Annotated in this window: 17 protein-coding genes and 1 tRNA gene; 7 read left to right on the forward strand and 11 right to left on the reverse strand. The window is 58.9% G+C overall.

The window, feature by feature from the left end; genetic code table 11:
- Positions 1 to 64: 64 nt before the first annotated feature.
- From AB4O11_RS01700 to AB4O11_RS01730, 7 genes are all read left to right on the forward strand, one after another.
- Positions 65 to 1,573 carry a sigma-54-dependent transcriptional regulator gene (locus tag AB4O11_RS01700; protein WP_447786843.1) on the forward strand — a complete coding sequence of 503 codons (1,509 nt, stop codon included), beginning with the start codon at positions 65 to 67 and terminating at the stop codon, positions 1,571 to 1,573.
- 433 nt (positions 1,574 to 2,006) lie between these two features.
- Entirely contained in the window at positions 2,007 to 2,390 is a 384-nt protein-coding gene (gene gcvH, locus AB4O11_RS01705) for a glycine cleavage system protein GcvH (RefSeq protein WP_099757005.1), read from the forward strand.
- Positions 2,391 to 2,401: 11 nt separating this feature from the next.
- Positions 2,402 to 5,254, forward strand: coding sequence for an aminomethyl-transferring glycine dehydrogenase (gcvP, locus tag AB4O11_RS01710; RefSeq protein WP_460129948.1), 2,853 nt, complete (start codon positions 2,402 to 2,404; stop codon positions 5,252 to 5,254).
- Positions 5,255 to 5,457: 203 nt separating this feature from the next.
- On the forward strand, positions 5,458 to 6,834 hold the full coding sequence (locus tag AB4O11_RS01715; RefSeq protein WP_093430482.1) for an L-serine ammonia-lyase: 1,377 nt from the start codon (positions 5,458 to 5,460) through the stop codon (positions 6,832 to 6,834).
- Positions 6,835 to 7,019: 185 nt separating this feature from the next.
- Positions 7,020 to 8,144: a glycine cleavage system aminomethyltransferase GcvT gene (gene gcvT, locus AB4O11_RS01720; RefSeq protein ID WP_460129950.1), complete on the forward strand. Its 1,125-nt coding sequence runs from the start codon at positions 7,020 to 7,022 to the stop codon at positions 8,142 to 8,144.
- Between the two features lie 403 nt (positions 8,145 to 8,547).
- On the forward strand, positions 8,548 to 8,760 hold the full coding sequence (locus tag AB4O11_RS01725) for a cold-shock protein (RefSeq protein ID WP_003227496.1): 213 nt from the start codon (positions 8,548 to 8,550) through the stop codon (positions 8,758 to 8,760).
- 97 nt (positions 8,761 to 8,857) lie between these two features.
- Positions 8,858 to 9,346 (forward strand): RDD family protein, encoded by a 489-nt coding sequence (locus AB4O11_RS01730; RefSeq protein ID WP_093430484.1) that lies wholly within the window; start codon positions 8,858 to 8,860, stop codon positions 9,344 to 9,346.
- 135 nt (positions 9,347 to 9,481) lie between these two features.
- On the opposite strand, the gene nadA is transcribed toward AB4O11_RS01730, so the two are convergent.
- From nadA to ybgC, 11 genes are all read right to left on the reverse strand, one after another.
- Positions 9,482 to 10,540, reverse strand: coding sequence for a quinolinate synthase NadA (nadA, locus tag AB4O11_RS01735; protein WP_016773509.1), 1,059 nt, complete (start codon positions 10,538 to 10,540; stop codon positions 9,482 to 9,484).
- Positions 10,541 to 10,810: 270 nt separating this feature from the next.
- Positions 10,811 to 10,886: transfer RNA gene (locus tag AB4O11_RS01740), tRNA-Lys, on the reverse strand.
- A gap of 62 nt (positions 10,887 to 10,948) precedes the next feature.
- Positions 10,949 to 11,641 carry a 7-cyano-7-deazaguanine synthase QueC gene (gene queC / locus AB4O11_RS01745; protein ID WP_099757008.1) on the reverse strand — a complete coding sequence of 231 codons (693 nt, stop codon included), beginning with the start codon at positions 11,639 to 11,641 and terminating at the stop codon, positions 10,949 to 10,951.
- Position 11,642: 1 nt separating this feature from the next.
- Positions 11,643 to 12,290: a 7-carboxy-7-deazaguanine synthase QueE gene (gene queE / locus AB4O11_RS01750; protein ID WP_093430486.1), complete on the reverse strand. Its 648-nt coding sequence runs from the start codon at positions 12,288 to 12,290 to the stop codon at positions 11,643 to 11,645.
- Positions 12,291 to 12,456: 166 nt separating this feature from the next.
- Positions 12,457 to 13,290, reverse strand: a complete 834-nt coding sequence (gene ybgF, locus AB4O11_RS01755; RefSeq protein WP_007912724.1) for a tol-pal system protein YbgF — start codon at positions 13,288 to 13,290, stop codon at positions 12,457 to 12,459.
- Positions 13,291 to 13,296: 6 nt separating this feature from the next.
- The gene (gene pal / locus AB4O11_RS01760) at positions 13,297 to 13,794 is read right to left on the reverse strand and encodes a peptidoglycan-associated lipoprotein Pal (RefSeq protein WP_003178634.1); all 498 of its coding nucleotides are present in this window, start codon (positions 13,792 to 13,794) and stop codon (positions 13,297 to 13,299) included.
- A 52-nt stretch (positions 13,795 to 13,846) separates the two neighbouring features.
- Positions 13,847 to 15,127 (reverse strand): Tol-Pal system beta propeller repeat protein TolB, encoded by a 1,281-nt coding sequence (gene tolB, locus AB4O11_RS01765; RefSeq protein ID WP_016983828.1) that lies wholly within the window; start codon positions 15,125 to 15,127, stop codon positions 13,847 to 13,849.
- Between the two features lie 17 nt (positions 15,128 to 15,144).
- A complete protein-coding gene (gene tolA, locus AB4O11_RS01770) occupies positions 15,145 to 16,227 on the reverse strand; it encodes a cell envelope integrity protein TolA (protein WP_093430487.1) in 1,083 nt (360 codons plus the stop codon).
- Entirely contained in the window at positions 16,227 to 16,679 is a 453-nt protein-coding gene (gene tolR, locus AB4O11_RS01775; protein ID WP_161806672.1) for a protein TolR, read from the reverse strand. The genes tolA and tolR overlap by 1 nt, the downstream gene beginning before the upstream one ends.
- Before the next feature lie 23 nt (positions 16,680 to 16,702).
- Entirely contained in the window at positions 16,703 to 17,398 is a 696-nt protein-coding gene (gene tolQ / locus AB4O11_RS01780; protein WP_008080223.1) for a protein TolQ, read from the reverse strand.
- Entirely contained in the window at positions 17,388 to 17,855 is a 468-nt protein-coding gene (gene ybgC / locus AB4O11_RS01785) for a tol-pal system-associated acyl-CoA thioesterase (protein WP_460129953.1), read from the reverse strand. Before ybgC ends, tolQ begins: the two co-directional genes overlap by 11 nt.
- Between the last annotated feature and the right edge of the window lie 53 nt (positions 17,856 to 17,908).

Genomic DNA, 17,908 nt, shown 5'->3' on the forward strand with positions numbered 1-17,908 from the left:
TTCACCTCTCTCCAAGCCCAAGGCATACTGCCACCCTCCGCTCTGCAGATCACTGAACCGCCCCATGCGTATCCACGTCAGCTTCATCGACCGCGTCGGCATCACCCAGGAAGTCCTGGCTATCCTCGGTGGGCGCAATCTCAATCTGGATGCGGTGGAGATGATCCCGCCCAACGTCTATATCGATGCTCCGACCCTCAGCCCGCAAGTGCTCGAAGAGCTCAAAGATGCGCTGTTCCGCGTGCTCGGTGTAGAGGCTGTGACCGTGGTCGACATCCTCCCCGGCCAGCGTCGGCATTTGCAGCTCGACGCGTTGCTGGCGGCGATGACCGACCCGGTGCTCGCTCTCGACAGTGCCGGCAAGGTGCTGCTGGCCAACCCGGCGTTGATCGCGCTGTACGGTCGCGAACCGGCCGGCGAGAGTGTCGCGGAACTGTTCAATGATCCCGCGCTGCTCGACACCTTGCTCGAACATGGCTTCCGTCTGCCGCTGCGCGAGATCACCGTCAACGGCCAGACCCTGTTGCTCGACGCCACGCCGATCACCGACGCCGGCGCCCTGCTGACCTTGTATCAACCAAACCGCATCGGCGAACAACTTTCGGCGCTGCACCACGACCACGCCGAAGGTTTCGACGCGCTGCTCGGCGAATCTCCGGCAATCCGCACCCTCAAGGCCCGCGCGCAAAGAGTCGCCGCTCTTGATGCACCGCTGTTGATTCAAGGCGAAACCGGCACCGGTAAAGAACTGGTCGCCCGCGCCTGCCACGCCATCAGCGCGCGACACAGTGCACCGTTTCTGGCCCTCAACTGCGCAGCCCTACCGGAGAACCTCGCCGAAAGCGAGCTGTTCGGCTACGCCCCCGGCGCCTTCACCGGCGCGGCGCGCGGCGGTAAACCCGGACTGATGGAACTGGCCAACCAAGGCACGGTATTCCTCGATGAGATCGGCGAGATGTCGCCGTACTTGCAGGCCAAGCTGCTGCGTTTCTTGAACGACGGCAGCTTCCGCCGCGTGGGCGGTGATCGCGAAGTGAAGGTCAACGTGCGCATCCTCAGCGCGACCCACCGCGATCTGGAAAAAATGGTCAGCGAAGGCTTGTTCCGCGAAGACCTGTTCTATCGTCTCAACGTGCTCAACGTTGAAGTGCCGCCGCTGCGCGAACGCGGGCAGGACATCCTGCTGCTGGCGCGGTATTTCATGCAGCAGGCCTGCGCGCAGATCCAGCGCCCGGTGTGCCGCCTCGCTCCGGGGACCTACCCGGCGCTGCTCGGCAATCGCTGGCCGGGCAATGTACGGCAATTGCAGAACGTGATCTTCCGCGCGGCGGCGATTTGCGAGAGCAGTCTGGTGGATATTGGCGATCTCGATATTGCTGGCACCTCGGTGGCGCGTCAGGCTGACAGCGATGTCGACAGCCTCGAACAAGCGGTCGAAGCGTTCGAGCGATCGCTGCTGGAAAAACTCTACGTCAGCTACCCCTCGACCCGCCAACTGGCCAGCCGCCTGCAAACTTCGCACACGGCCATTGCCCATCGCCTGCGCAAATACGGCATTCCCAACAAACCCTGAAAAACCACAAATCCCCTGTAGGAGTGAGCCTGCTCGCGATAGCGGTTTGACATTCAACATTTGCGACGTCTGACAGACCGCTATCGCGAGCAGGCTCACTCCTACATTTATTTGTGGCGCATTCGAAATCCGTTCAAAAACGACCTCCAGCTGTACTGAAAGCGCTACAGCGGAACGATATCGCTACACCCTCCTCCGATCACCGCTGTGCAAGGCTTTGATCCCGTTCAGCTTTTATCCTCGCCCCATGCTGTAGCGATTTCGCTACACACGTCAGTACGCGCCACATACAAAAACAACACAACTCATTGATTTATAACGATAAATCAACATTGGCCACATTCTTGCTAATCAGCCCTTCATAAATAAGGGCCTTCGCGCCCGACTATTCCACCGCGTCCACCAGACGAGTCTGGCCCCCTGAGGAGTTTCCATGAGCGAGTTGCGTTTTACTGAAGATCACGAATGGCTGCGCACCGAAGCTGACGGCAGCGTTACTGTCGGCATCACCGCTTTCGCGCAGAACGCCCTGGGCGACGTGGTGTTCGTGCAACTGCCTGAGCTGCAGGCTTACGAAAAAGGCGCTGAAGCCGCCACCGTGGAATCGGTGAAAGCCGCCAGCGGCGTGTACATGCCCCTCGACGGCGACGTACTGGAAGTCAACCCGGCGCTGGAAGACGCCCCGGAACTGGTCAACGAAGATCCGCTGGGCGAAGGCTGGTTCTTCCGCTTCCAGCCTGCCGACGCATCGGCCGTGGCCAAATTGCTCGATCAGGACGCGTACGACCGTCTGATCAAAGCCCAAGCCGAAGCCTGAGGAACACCGACATGACTCAAGTAAACCTTGGCACCGCCAACGAATTCATCGCCCATCACATCGGCCCGCGCGCCGGTGACGAGCAAGCCATGCTCAACAGCCTCGGCTTCGACTCGCTTGAAGCCCTGAGCGCCAGCGTCATTCCGGAAAGCATCAAGGGCACCAGCGTGCTCGGCATGGACGACGGCCTCAGCGAAGCCGATGCCCTGGCGATGATCAAATCGATCGCCGGAAAGAATCAGTTGTTCAAGACCTACATCGGCCAGGGCTACTACAACTGCCACACGCCGTCGCCGATCCTGCGCAACCTCCTGGAAAACCCGGCCTGGTACACCGCGTACACGCCGTACCAGCCAGAAATTTCCCAAGGTCGTCTCGAAGCGCTGCTGAACTTCCAGACGATGATCAGCGACCTCACCGGTCTGCCGATTGCCAACGCATCCTTGCTCGACGAAGCCACCGCCGCTGCCGAAGCCATGACCTTCTGCAAACGCCTGAGCAAGAACAAGGGCAGCCACCAGTTCTTCGCCTCGATCCACAGCCACCCGCAAACCCTTGACGTGCTGCGCACTCGTGCCGAGCCGCTGGGCATCGAAGTGGTTGTTGGCGATGAGCGTGAACTGACTGACGTGACGCCGTTCTTCGGCGCGCTGCTGCAATACCCGGCCAGCAACGGTGATGTGTTCGACTACCGCGAACTGACCGAGCGCTTCCACGCCGCCAACGCTCTGGTCGCCGTGGCTGCCGACCTGCTGGCCCTGACGCTGCTGACCGCCCCGGGCGAGTTCGGCGCGGACGTCGCCATCGGTTCGGCACAACGCTTCGGCGTGCCGCTGGGCTTTGGTGGCCCGCACGCCGCTTACTTCTCCACCAAAGATGCGTTCAAGCGCGACATGCCGGGCCGTCTGGTCGGTGTCTCGGTTGACCGTTTCGGCAAGCCGGCGCTGCGCCTGGCGATGCAGACCCGCGAGCAACACATCCGCCGCGAGAAGGCCACGTCGAACATCTGCACCGCACAAGTGCTGCTGGCCAACATCGCCAGCATGTACGCCGTCTACCACGGCCCGAAAGGCCTCGCGCAGATCGCCAACCGCGTGCATCACCTGACCGCGATTCTGGCCAAAGGCCTGACCGCGCTGGGCGCTAACGTCGAACAAGCCAGTTTCTTCGACACCCTGACCGTCGCCACCGGCGCAAACACCGCCGCGCTGCACGACAAGGCCCACGCTCAGCAGATCAACCTGCGCGTGATCGACGCTCAGCGTCTTGGCCTGTCGGTCGACGAAACCACCACCCAAGCTGACATCGAAACCCTGTGGGGCCTGTTCGCCGACGGCAAGACTCTGCCGGATTTCGCTGCTCTCGCCGTCTCGGTGCAGAGCACCATCCCAGCATCGCTGGTACGTCAGTCGCCGATCCTCAGCCACCCGGTGTTCAACCGTTATCACTCGGAAACCGAGCTGATGCGCTACCTGCGCAAACTGGCGGACAAGGATCTGGCCCTGGATCGCACCATGATCCCGCTGGGTTCGTGCACCATGAAACTCAACGCTGCCAGCGAAATGATCCCGGTGACCTGGGCTGAGTTCGGCGCGCTGCACCCGTTCGCTCCAGCCGCGCAAAGCGCCGGTTACCAGCAACTGACCTTTGAGCTGGAAGCGATGCTCTGTGCCGCGACCGGTTACGACGCGATCTCGCTGCAACCAAACGCCGGTTCGCAAGGTGAGTACGCTGGCCTGCTGGCGATTCGTGCATATCACCAGAGCCGTGGCGATGAGCGCCGCGACATCTGCCTGATTCCGTCGTCCGCCCACGGCACCAACCCGGCCACCGCCAACATGGCTGGCATGCGCGTCGTCGTGACTGCCTGCGATGCCCGTGGCAACGTCGACATCGAAGACCTCCGCGCCAAAGCCATTGAACACCGCGACCACCTCGCCGCGCTGATGATCACTTACCCGTCGACCCACGGCGTGTTCGAAGAAGGCATCCGCGAAATCTGCGGGATCATTCATGACAACGGCGGCCAGGTGTACATCGACGGCGCCAACATGAACGCGATGGTTGGCCTCTGTGCACCGGGCAAGTTCGGCGGCGACGTCTCGCACCTGAACCTGCACAAAACCTTCTGCATTCCGCACGGCGGTGGCGGCCCGGGCGTTGGCCCGATTGGCGTGAAATCGCACCTGACCCCGTTCCTGCCGGGCCACGGCCAGATGGAACGCAAGGAAGGCGCGGTCTGTGCAGCACCGTTCGGCAGCGCAAGTATTTTGCCGATCACCTGGATGTACATTCGCATGATGGGCGGCGCAGGCCTGAAGCGTGCATCGCAGCTGGCGATCCTCAATGCCAACTACATTTCCCGTCGCCTCGAAGAGCACTACCCAGTGCTGTACACCGGCAGCAACGGTCTGGTGGCGCACGAATGCATTCTGGATCTGCGTCCATTGAAAGACAGCAGCGGCATCAGCGTCGATGACGTCGCCAAGCGCCTGATCGACTTCGGCTTCCACGCGCCGACCATGTCGTTCCCGGTCGCGGGCACGCTGATGATCGAGCCGACCGAAAGCGAATCCAAAGAAGAACTGGATCGCTTCTGCGACGCCATGATCCGCATCCGCGAAGAAATCCGCGCGGTGGAAAACGGCACGCTGGACAAGGACGACAACCCGCTGAAAAACGCTCCGCACACGGCGGCAGAGCTGGTTGGCGAGTGGACTCACCCGTACAGCCGCGAGCAAGCCGTGTACCCGGTCGCGTCGCTGATCGAAGGCAAATACTGGCCACCGGTCGGTCGTGTCGACAACGTTTTCGGCGATCGCAACCTGGTCTGCGCCTGCCCGTCGATCGAAAGCTACGCTTAAAAGAATAAGGGGCGGGTTTGCCTGCCCCTTTCTCCAGAACAACGCAAAACCCTGTGGGAGCGAGCTTGCTCGCGAATGCGGTAGGTCAGCAAACATTGGTGGTGACTGACACTCCGTCTTCGCGAGCAAGCTCGCTCCCACAGGGAATTGCTACAAGCCTGATGTTTCGCCAATTCCTATAACAAGAAACCGGAGAACCCCTCATGTCGTTAAGCGTGTTCGACCTGTTCAAGATTGGCATCGGCCCCTCCAGTTCCCACACCGTCGGCCCGATGCGCGCAGCCGCGCGTTTCGTCGAAGGTTTGCGCCGTGAAAACCTGCTGACCACCACCGCCAGCGTTCGCGTTGAGCTGTACGGTTCCCTCGGCGCCACTGGTAAAGGTCACGGCAGCGACAAAGCCGTGCTGCTCGGCCTCGAAGGCGAACACCCGGACACCGTTGATACCGAAACCGTCGCCGCACGCCTGCAAGAAATTCGCGGCAACGGACGACTGAACCTGCTCGGCGAACACAGCATTGCGTTCAACGAGAAAGAACACTTGGCGATGATCCGCAAGCCGTTGGCCTATCACCCCAACGGCATGATCTTCCGCGCCTTCGATGCGGCGGGGATTCAGATCCGCAGCCGCGAGTACTACTCGGTTGGCGGTGGTTTCGTGGTCGACGAGGACGCGGCCGGTGCCGACCGCATCGTCGAAGACGCCACGCCGCTGACCTTCCCGTTCAAAAGCGCCAAGGACCTGCTCGGTCATTGCGCCACCTATGGTCTGTCGATCAGCCAGGTGATGCTGACCAACGAAAGTGCCTGGCGCCCGGAGGCAGAAACCCGCGCCGGCCTGTTGAAAATCTGGCAGGTGATGCAGGACTGCGTCGCTGCGGGCTGCCGTAACGAAGGTATTTTGCCCGGCGGCTTGAAGGTCAAACGCCGTGCGGCAGCGTTGCATCGGCAACTGTGCAAGAACCCGGAATCGGCGTTGCGCGATCCGTTGTCGGTGCTCGACTGGGTCAACCTCTACGCTTTGGCGGTCAACGAAGAAAACGCCAACGGTGGCCGCGTAGTCACCGCGCCCACCAACGGCGCGGCGGGGATTATTCCGGCGGTGCTGCATTACTACATGCGTTTTATCCCCGGCGCGAATGACGACGGCGTCGTACGGTTTCTGCTGACCGCTGCGGCCATTGGCATTCTCTACAAAGAAAATGCCTCGATCTCGGGCGCCGAAGTCGGTTGTCAGGGTGAAGTCGGCGTGGCCTGTTCGATGGCGGCCGGTGCGTTGTGCGAAGTGCTCGGTGGCAGCGTGCAGCAAGTCGAGAACGCTGCGGAAATCGGTATGGAGCACAACCTCGGCCTGACCTGCGACCCGATTGGCGGACTGGTGCAAGTGCCGTGCATCGAGCGCAATGCCATGGGTTCGGTGAAAGCCATCAACGCAGTGCGCATGGCCATGCGAGGCGACGGCCAGCATTTCGTCTCCCTCGACAAAGTCATCCGCACCATGCGCCAGACCGGTGCCGACATGAAAAGCAAATACAAAGAGACCGCCCGCGGCGGTCTGGCGGTCAACATTATCGAATGCTGACCATGAAACCAGCCAAACGAAATTGACCACCTCTCCCCCAGGGAGAGAAACGTAATTAGCCCCCTCTCCCCTCCGGGAGATAAACGTACCTAACTCCCTCTCCCTCTGGGAGAGGGCTGGGGTGAGGGGCTTTTGATCTTGATCTTGCCTCTTACCGCCAAACTCTAATTTTCAAGGAGCCACGCATGTCCACCGAACAACTGTCGAAAACCCCGCTGCACGCTCTGCACATCGAACTCGGCGCTCGCATGGTGCCGTTCGCCGGCTACGACATGCCGGTGCAATACCCACTCGGTGTGATGAAAGAACACCAGCACACCCGTGAGCAGGCCGGACTGTTCGATGTCTCGCACATGGGCCAGATCCGCCTGACTGGTGCCAACGCCGCCAAAGCCCTGGAAAGCCTGGTGCCGGTAGACATCATCGACCTGCCGGTGGGCATGCAGCGTTACGCGATGTTCACCAACGACAACGGCGGCATTCTCGACGACCTGATGGTGGCCAACCTCGGTAATGACGAATTGTTCCTGGTGGTCAACGCCGCGTGCAAGGATCAGGACCTGGCCCACCTGCAAAAACACATCGGCGATCAGTGCACCATTACGGCGCTGTTCGAAGAACGCGCTCTGCTGGCATTGCAAGGTCCGGCGGCGGTGACCGTGCTGGCGCGGCTGGCACCACCCGTTGAAAAAATGACTTTTATGCAGTTCGCCCGTGTCAATCTGCTCGGCGTCGACTGCTTTGTCAGCCGTTCGGGTTACACCGGTGAAGACGGTTTCGAAATCTCCGTACCAGCTGCAGATGCGGAAAAACTTGCCCGCGCCCTGCTCGCCGAACCGGAAGTCCAGGCCATTGGCCTCGGCGCTCGCGACTCGCTGCGTCTGGAAGCCGGTCTGTGCCTCTACGGCCACGACATGAACATCGAGACCACGCCGATCGAAGCCAGCCTGTTATGGGCGATCTCCAAGCCACGTCGCGCTGATGGCGCGCGGGCCGGCGGTTTCCCGGGCGCGGAGAATGTTTTCGCTCAACAACAGAATGGCGTGGCACGCAAACGCGTCGGCCTGCTACCGCAGGAGCGCACCCCCGTGCGTGAAGGCGCAGAAATCGTCAACGAAGCCGGCGAAATCATCGGCAGCGTGTGCAGCGGTGGTTTCGGTCCGACCTTGGGCGGGCCGTTGGCGATGGGTTACCTCGACAGCGCATATGTCACCCTCGACACACCGGTTTGGGCCATTGTTCGTGGGAAAAAGGTGCAAATGCTTGTAAGCAAAATGCCATTTGTTCCACAACGCTACTATCGCGGTTGATTGACTGTTTCTATAAGTAACGCGATTGCGTTATGCGTGCACTAATGTGTAACGCAATCGCCACAAAAAAGTGCATTTTCTATCAACTGATTCGAATATGAACTTTGCTTATAACGATCGAAAACAATTGAACAGGTTAATCGTCTAAGCCCGCACTAGCGAGAGGATTAACTTGCTCAAGCTCAGTAAAACCGGGGGCTTCGCAGGGCTTGTTTTTTCTCCCGTAGTTGGCGTAGAGTTTCTCCACTGTGTTTGCATGGGTCAGCTTGGAATCGTGACCTGGGCAGTAGCCTACAAGTTAGCTACATCCCGTTCGACGTCTTCTTACTCTCCTGCAACCAGCCCCAGTACTCTTTCATGAGAAAGAGACTGTCATTAATTTTTGCGTCAAAGGAAATAAGAAATGTCCACACGTCAGAGCGGTACCGTCAAGTGGTTTAACGACGAGAAAGGTTTTGGTTTTATCACTCCAGAAAGCGGTCCGGATCTGTTCGTGCATTTCCGCGCCATTCAGGGCAACGGCTTCAAAAGCCTGAAAGAAGGCCAGAAAGTGACCTTCGTTGCTGTGCAGGGCCAGAAAGGCATGCAGGCTGACGAAGTACAAGCAGAAGCCTGATTTTCTGTTACGAAAAAGCCCCTGATGTTGATATCAGGGGCTTTTTTGTGTGCGCGAATCCGTAAAATGGCGCTTCATTTTGCGTCCAGAGGCTGCCATGTCGAAAAACCTGCTCACCCCACAGGGCGATTTTCCCGCCGTTGGTCTAGGCCGGCGTCTGGCGGCGATGTTCTATGATTTTCTGCTATGCACCGCCCTGCTGATCGTCACGGGTGGCATCTACAAGATGATTCAGGCAGCGATCATTGGTGAAGAGCGCCTGCGAGTGATGACCGATGCCGGCAAGCTCGACGGTGATCCGCTCTACTCGACCGTGCTGGTGTTGGTGCTGTTCGCATTCTTTGCCAAGTTCTGGACCCACGGCGGGCAGACGCTGGGCATGCAGGTGTGGGGTATTCGTGTGCAGAACGCCAATGGCACGGCGATCAGCCTGTGGCAGGCGTTGTTGCGGTTTATGGTGTCGATTGCGTCGTGGCTGTGCGTGGGGTTGGGATTCCTCTGGTCGCTGTACGACAAGCAGAAGCGCACGTGGCATGACATCTATTCCGACACCCGCGTGGTGCGGATCCCGAAAAAGACCAAATAACTTCCAGACGCCAAAAACCACTGTGGGAGCGAGCTTGCTCGCGAAGGCGTCGTATCAGTCGATTCTATTGGTGACTGATACACCGCTTTCGCGAGCAAGCTCGCTCCCACAGGTTTTGTGTAATGCCTTTAGAGCTTAGGCGTTACCGGCCAGCTTCATCCGCGCCGCCTGAGTGAAATCGAGCATGCGCTTCAACGGCCGGATCGCCTGTGGAATCAACGCCGGATCAACAAAGATCTCGTTGGTCCCTTCCTTCAAGCTCTTGAGCGTGCGCTCAAGGGTGTTCATGGCCATCCACGGGCAATGTGCGCAACTGCGGCACGCCGCGCCGTTACCGGCGGTTGGCGCCTCGATGAAGACCTTGTCCGGACACAGCTGCTGCATCTTGTAGAAGATGCCACGGTCGGTCGCAACGATCAGGGTCTTGTTCGGCAGCGATTGCGCGGCAGCGATCAACTGGCTGGTGGAACCCACCGCGTCCGCCAGCTCGATCACCGACGTGGGCGACTCCGGGTGCACCAGAATCGCAGCGTCCGGGTACAACGCTTTCATGTCTTCAAGCTGCTTGGACTTGAACTCTTCGTGAACGATGCAGGCACCGTCCCACAGCAGCATGTCCGCGCCGGTCTTGCGCTGGATGTAAGTGCCCAGATGCTTGTCCGGCCCCCAGATGATGGTCTCGCCGTTGTCCATCAGGCTTTCGACGATCTCCAGCGCGCAACTCGAAGTCACCACCCAATCAGCTCGAGCCTTAACGGCTGCGGAGGTGTTGGCATAGACCACCACCGTGCGCTCCGGGTGCTGATCGCAGAACGCCGAGAACTCGTCGACCGGGCAACCCAGGTCCAGCGAGCACGTCGCTTCGAGGGTCGGCATCAGCACGCGTTTTTCCGGGTTGAGAATCTTCGCGGTCTCGCCCATGAACTTCACGCCGGCGACCACCACGGTTTTGGCCGGGTGAGCATTGCCGAAGCGAGCCATTTCCAGGGAATCGGAGACGCAACCGCCGGTTTCTTCAGCCAAGGCCTGAATTACCGGATCGCAATAAAAGTGGGCCACCAGCACCGCGTCCTGAGCCTTGAGCTCGGCGGCAATGGCGGAACGGTAATAAGCCTCTTCCTCAGCGGTCAGCGGTTTGGGCTGTTTGGCATCGAGGTGGGCTTGAACCAGAAGGCGTTCGGAAATCTGCGTCATGTTCGCAAGACCTGCAGGCGCGTTCGCGCGAAAGTCGAGTATACACCCGGCTCCGGACCGCTTGAGGGTACCGCCGGGAGAGTGAGTATTATCAGGCACGGACAGCATTGAAGCTGCGCAAGGCTACAGAATATCCCGTTGATACAAAAGATGATTCTGACCTGCGTCAGCGCTGCGGGCGGTGAAATAACGCATAGCGAAATTGCAGGCAAAAAAAACCCGGAAATCCTCACTTTCGTGGGCCTTCCGGATTTTCTAAACCGCCAAATATGGTGGGTCGTGTGGGATTCGAACCTACGACCAATTGGTTAAAAGCCAACTGCTCTACCAACTGAGCTAACGACCCGCTGTGTGGTGGCGCGTATAATACTGATTTTTAAGGACTATTCAACACCTTTTTGAAAATAATCAAAAATAAGCTGTTGGATCGTCCACACCAGCGGCCGCAAAGCCTTCTGCGCGCAGGCGGCAGCTGTCGCATTTACCGCACGCGCGGCCGTCATCGTCGGCCTGATAGCAGGAAACGGTGAGGCCATAATCAACGCCGAGCTTCACGCCCGCCTGAACGATTTGCGCCTTGCTCAGGTTCTGCAGTGGCGCCTGAATGCGGAAGCCATTGCCTTCAACGCCGGCCTTGGTCGCCAGATTGGCCATGCGCTCGAACGACTCGATGAACTCCGGACGGCAATCCGGGTAACCGGAATAGTCCACGGCGTTGACACCAATAAATATGTCACGCGCACCCAGCACTTCTGCCCAGCCCAACGCCAGCGAAAGGAACACCGTGTTACGCGCCGGCACGTAAGTCACCGGAATGCCTTCGCCCAGCTCCTCCGGAATATCGATGCTGCTGTCGGTCAGTGCCGAGCCGCCCATACCATTCAGGTTGAGGCCGATTACTTTGTGCTCAACCACACCCAAGTCGCGGGCGACGCGGGCAGCGGCGTGCAATTCAGCGTGCGAGCGCTGACCGTAATCGAAACTCATGGTGTAGCAGCTGTAGCCTTCGGCGCGAGCCATGGCCACGACGGTGGCCGAATCGAGGCCGCCGGACAGCAGAATGACCGCACGTTTTTCGGTGGTGTTCAGTTGTTCGGTCATCTCAGCGCCCCGGCTCGTCATTCCATAGATATTTATGCAACTGCAATTGCAACCGCACCGGCAGGTTGTCAGCCACCACCCAGTCCGCCAGATCCCGAGCATTGAGGTCATGGTGACTTGGGGAGAACAGCACTTCACCGGCACGCCGTTCAAGACCGTACTGGATCAGCTTGGACACGGCCCAGTCATAGTCTTCCCGCGAACAGATGACAAACTTCACCTGATCGTTGGGGCTCAGCAGTTCGATGTTCTCGTAACGGTTGCGATGGGCTTCTTTCGAGTCCGGCGTTTTCAGATCGACAACCCGACTGACGCGCGGATCGACGGCCGAAATGTCGAGTGCGCCACTGGTTTCCAGCGAAACCTCGTAACCGGCGTCACACAACTGCTTGAGCAAAGGAATGGCGTTCGGCTGCGCCAGCGGCTCACCGCCGGTGACACAGACGTAGCGCGGACGAAATCCGGCCACTTGCTCGAGGATGTCGTCGAGGGTGCGGATGGTGCCGCCACTGAACGCATAGGCGCTGTCGCAGTATTGGCAACGCAAAGGACAACCGGTCAGGCGCACAAAAACCGTGGGCAGCCCGGCGGTCCGCGTTTCCCCCTGCAACGAGTAGAAAACTTCGGTGATTCTCAATGTGTCTTGCATAGTCGCCACGGGCGTAACAGCTAAACAGGCTGTCCGCCTCCGTCAGGCACTTCAGGCAATCCCGCCAACGCGTAGACCGCAAGAAGCGTGTTTCAGAAAAAGGGCGTGAATTCTAACGAAAAAACCCGCGACAAGCGCGGGTTTCTTCTAAACGGGTAACACGACCTTACATGCGTTGCAGATCACGTTGAGCCAACTGAGCGGCGGAGGTACCCGGATATTGGGCCACCACCTGCTGCAGAATGCCTTTGACCTTGTCGGTATGACCAAGGCGGCGCTCTACGTCAGCCAGCTTGTACAGCGAGTCCGGCACTTTAGCGTGCTTTGGATACAGCTGCGAAACCTTGGCGAAAGCCTGACCTGCACCTTGCAGATCGCCTTTGGCCAGATTGACTTCGCCCAACCAGTACTGGGCGTTGCCCGCGTATTGGCTGTTCGGGTATTTGCGCAGGAAAGCGGCAAAAGCCTGGCTGGCCTTGTCGAAATCCTTGGCTTTGATCAGGTCGAAAGCGGCATCGTAATACAGCTTTTCCTTGGCCGGATCACCCGGTTCGCTGCTTGCAGCAGGTGCCTGGGCAGCAGCCCCGGCGCCAGCGGCAGCACCGGCAGCAGCACTTGCGTCGCCACCGGCAGAAGAATTCTCAGGAGTCGCGGCAGGTGCAACGCCGGATCCTATGCGCCGATCAAGATCCTGGTATCGCTCCAGGGATTCCTGCTTCATGCGCGCAACCTGATTCTGCAGTTCTTCGATCACGCCTTGCTGGCGAGAAATCTGATCCTGCATCTGTTGCAATTGGTTGAACAGCATGCCTTGTGCCGAGGCAGGGGCCGAAGCCGCTCCCCCGGCATAGGCGCCGTTCGTACCGTAACCTGCAGGCGGATAACTGCTCCCGCTATTGTTATAACCGGAGTTGTCATCGACCACAGGAACCGCAGCCCACGCCGCAAGCGGCGCGAGACTGAGAGCCAGAACAGTTACAGCACGACGGCACGTTCGCATATCGAATTACTTACGCAGTTCGACGCGACGGTTTTGAGCCCAGGACTGCTCATCGTTGCCGGTAGCAACTGGACGCTCTTCGCCGTAGGAAACCAGTTCCAGCTGAGCTGGGGAAACACCTTGCAGTACCAGGTAGCGCTGAACGGCTTTCGCACGACGCTCGCCCAGTGCCATGTTGTACTCACGAGTACCACGTTCGTCGGTGTTGCCTTCCAGAACAACGCGAGCGCCGTTTGCTTTCAGGTCTTTGGCGTGAACGTCCAGAGCGCGCATGGCTTCTGGCTTCAGGTCCGAGCTGTCGTATTCGAAGTAGAAGGTGGTGATTGCGCGCAGAGCAGCTTCTTCGCTCAGGGAACCGTCAACGGCACCAGTGTTTGCGCCGTAACCAGCGTTTGGATCAACAGCGCCTTCACCGGCGTTGTCGCCGCCTTTGGACGAGCAACCTACAGCTACAGCCATGGCCAGAGCCAGCGCAGCAAATTTACCAAACTTCAGCATTTCCATCGTGAAACTCCTAATGAACCCCAGTGTGTTAAGTAAAACGTGTAGCGCCCGCTCACTTCAGGTAAGGGGACCAGGACGGTTCTCTGACTTCGCCTTGAGCGGTAGGAAGCGGGAGCCTAACGCGTCCATTAATGGACACGAGCATCAAGACTCCCCGGCCCTGTTGGCGGGTGGCGTAGATTACCATGGTGCCGTTGGGCGCAACAGTAGGTGACTCGTCCAGAGTGCTATCAGTGAGGATCTTTACACTCCCTCGCTGCAGATCCTGAGCTGCCACCTTGAAATTGGTGAAGCCATCCTGACGATGGATCATCACCAAAGTCTTTTCATCAGCCGAAAGTTTCGGGTTGGCGTTGTAATTACCTACAAACGTCACACGCTCGGCACCACCGCCACTGGCGCTGGTTTTGTAGATCTGTGGCTTGCCGCCGCGGTCCGAAGTGAAGTAGATGGTCGAGCCATCCTTGCCCCAGTACGGTTCGGTGTTGATGCCCGGGCCTGCGGTTACGCGGGTGATCTGGCGCGAAGCCAGATTCATCACGTAGATGTCCGGGTTACCGTCCTTGGACAGTACGAACGCGAGACGATCACCGTTCGGCGACCAGGCTGGCGCGCCGTTCAGACCTTCGAAGTTGGTAATCTGCTCGCGGCGACCGGTGTCGATGTTCTGCATGAAGATGCGTGGGCGCTTCTGCTCGAACGACACGTAGGCGATGCGCTTGCCATCTGGTGCAAAACGCGGCGACAGGATTGGCTCACGCGATTGCAGCAAGGTCACGGCGCGAGCACCGTCGTAGTCCGAACGCTGCAGGGTGTAACGGGTGTTCTTCTCGGAGAAGCGCTCAGCCGTCACGTACAGCAGACGCGTCGAGAACGCACCTTCAATACCGGTCAGTTTCTGGAACGACTGGTCGGAGATGAAGTGCGCCATGTCACGCAGTTGCTCGGTGGTGCCGGAAACACTGCCGTCAGCCACTTTCTGTTCGGTGGCCACGTTGAACAGTGCCCACTGCACCTGCAGGCGACCGCCGGCTGGCGCAATGCTGCCGACCATCATGTATTGAGCACCCACCGCCTTCCAGTCACGGAAGATGATTTCGCTCGGCTGGCTTGGCTGGCTGATCATGTTTTGCTTTGGAATCGGCGAGTAGTAGCCCGAGTTGCGCAAATCGTTACCAATGATTTCTGCCATGTCGTCCGGCAGCACGGCACCGCCCTGCATGCCGAATGGTACAACGGCGATCGGAGTAGCCCGATCGCTGCCGCTGGTAACCAGAATGTTCTTTTCATCCGCCATCGCGATCCCTGCCATGCAGCAGATCACGACCAGCATTCCTCGAAGAAGGTTTCTCACAAGGCTAGATCCTCAGGTGTGAATGTCATCTTGAATGAACGATACGGAGCGAAATCGCTCGGCTTCATTCCCTGCATTTCTGTCAAACGTCCAATATTCTTCACTGCCGCGACTGCCGACGCATCGAACGGACCATCGCCACTGGACTTGGCCACGCTGACCGAAGTCACCGTACCGTCCGGCAACATGCCGATCTGCAGCACAACTGTCATGCCTTTGCGTGCCGAAGGTGGACGGGCCCAACCTTCTGCCGCTCGCGCACGAATCAGGTCATCGAAACTGCCCGCGACTTCGTCACCCTGCTCATCGGCCAAGGCCTGCTGGCGCTGCGGCGTATCGGAAAGCAAATCGGCCAAGGCCTGAGCCTTTTTGTCTTCAGTCGATTTACGTGCCGCATCCTGCGCTTTCTTCTTCGCAGCATCGGCAGCAGCTTTCTTCTTCGCTTCGTCGGCGATTTTCTTCTTCGCCTCTTCAGCTTCAGCTTTCTTCTTGGCGTCTTCGGCGGCTTTCTTCTTCGCGTCTTCGACGATCTTTTTCTTGGCTTCTTCAGCAGCGGCTTTCTTGGCCTCTTCTTCAGCAGCCTTTTTCGCTTCTTCTTCAGATTTCTTCTTGGCTATATCAGCCAATTTTTTCTCTTCAGCCTTCTTGGCTTCGGCGGTCTTCTTGGCTTCGTCGGCTTTTTTGGCTTCGTCAGCCTTTTTCGCCTCGTCTGCTTTCTTCGACTCGTCGGCCTTCTTGGCTTCCTCGGCTTTTTGAGCCGCTTCTTCTTTCTTTTGTTCCGCAGCGGCCTTGATCTCTTCCTGCTCGACCTTCTTCTGCTCCATCTGCTCGACTTCGGTCTGGCGCGCGGCGGATTTCTTCGCCTCACCCGCAATCTTCTGATTGGTCTGGGTGGTTGCCTGACTTTTCGATTTCAGCTGGTAGAGGGTCGCCTGGACAATCGGTTTGGCCGGCGGCAGCTCTGGTGTAAAGGCAAAACTGACGAACAGCATGCCGAACACCAGCACGTGCAGGACAATTGCCAGAACACTAGGCCAGAAGTAGCTTTCCGAGGCGGACGGCTCTCGCTGTTGCTGCATCAGGGGGCCTCGGTAATCAAACCAACATTACCGACCCCGGCTTTCTGCAACCCGCCCATGGCGCCCATGACGGAACCGTAGTCGACGGTCTTGTCACCGCGGATGAAGACCTGGGTACGCTTGCCGCCTTCAGTGCCGGCACGAATGATCTTGGTCACCGCGTCGGTCATTTGCGGCAGAGTCATGGCCCTGTCCTGTTGCTTCTCGGTATCGACTTCGCTGCCAAGGTTCCAGTAGTAGGTCTTGTCAGCCTTGATCGAAATGGTCAGGACCTGAGTGTTGTTGTCCTGCGGCAAGGCTTCGCTGGAAACCTTGGGCAGATCAACTTTCACGCCCTGATTGAGCATCGGCGCGGTCACCATGAAGATAACCAGCAGCACCAACATCACGTCGATGTAAGGCACCACGTTCATCTCGGCAACCGGCTTGCGCTTTTTGCGAGCTCGAGCGATTAAAGCCATTGGAAATTACCTGCTTATTCTTCGCTGGTGTGCACTTTGCGGTGCAGGATCGCCTGGAATTCATCGGCGAAGGTGTAGTAACGGCCCAGCAAGGTTTCGCTGCGAGCGGCGAAACGGTTGTAAGCGATAACCGCAGGGATCGCGGCGAACAGACCGATCGCGGTGGCGATCAGGGCTTCGGCGATACCCGGGGCCACAGTGGCCAGGGTTGCTTGCTGGGCGCTGGCCAGCCCGCGGAAGGAGTTCATGATGCCCCACACGGTACCGAACAGACCGATGTACGGGCTGACCGAACCGACGGTGGCGAGGAATGGCAGGCTCTGCTCGAGTTTCTCTTCTTCGCGGGAAATGGCGACGCGCATGGCACGGGCCACACCTTCCATGACCGCTTCAGGGTCGACACCTGGCTGCTGACGCAGACGGGAGAACTCCTTGAAGCCGGCACGGAAGATCTGCTCCACGCCAGAATCCGGATCCGGGTTGCTGCCCGCCTGACGGTACAGCTTGGACAGGTCGATACCCGACCAGAAGCGCTCTTCGAAGCTCTCCAGGGCACGTCGACCGGCACGCAGCAGATTGCTGCGCTGAAAGATCATGATCCATGAGGTCACCGATGCGGCCACCAGGGTCAACATTACCAACTGCACCACGATGCTGGCATTGCTGACCAGGCTCCACATGGAGGAATGGTCGACGACGTTAGCTTCCACGCTTTATCTCCTGCTTTGAGTGTGTACCCGGGCCGACCGCGTCGGCGAAGGCCGCACGCAAGTCTTCGGGAAGGGCCCGGGGTTTCAAACTGTTAGTGCGCACACAGGCCACCAGAAACTGCCCTTCACAGAGCAGCACATTATCCGTTGCCCGCCTGACCTGCTGTTTGAAGCGCAGGCTGGCACGGTTCAATTCGATTACTTCAGCGCTTACCAGCAGTTCGTCGTCCAGTCGCGCCGGCGCGTGGTAACGCGCTTCGCTGGAGTGCACGACAAACAACAGGTCCTCCCCTGCCAGCTGCGATTGGGCAAAGCCCAGATCGCGAAGCCGCTCGGTTCGAGCCCGTTCCATAAACTTGAGGTAATTAACGTAATACACGATGCCGCCCGCATCGGTGTCCTCGTAATAAACGCGACAACGATGTGCGAACGACTCAAGCCCGTTTTGCGCGCGCATACTCTAGTGCTTACTCCTCAGGTTGCCAATCCGGCCAGGCAACTGTTTTTCAT

It is taken from the genome of Pseudomonas sp. H1_D05, from assembly GCF_054682705.1.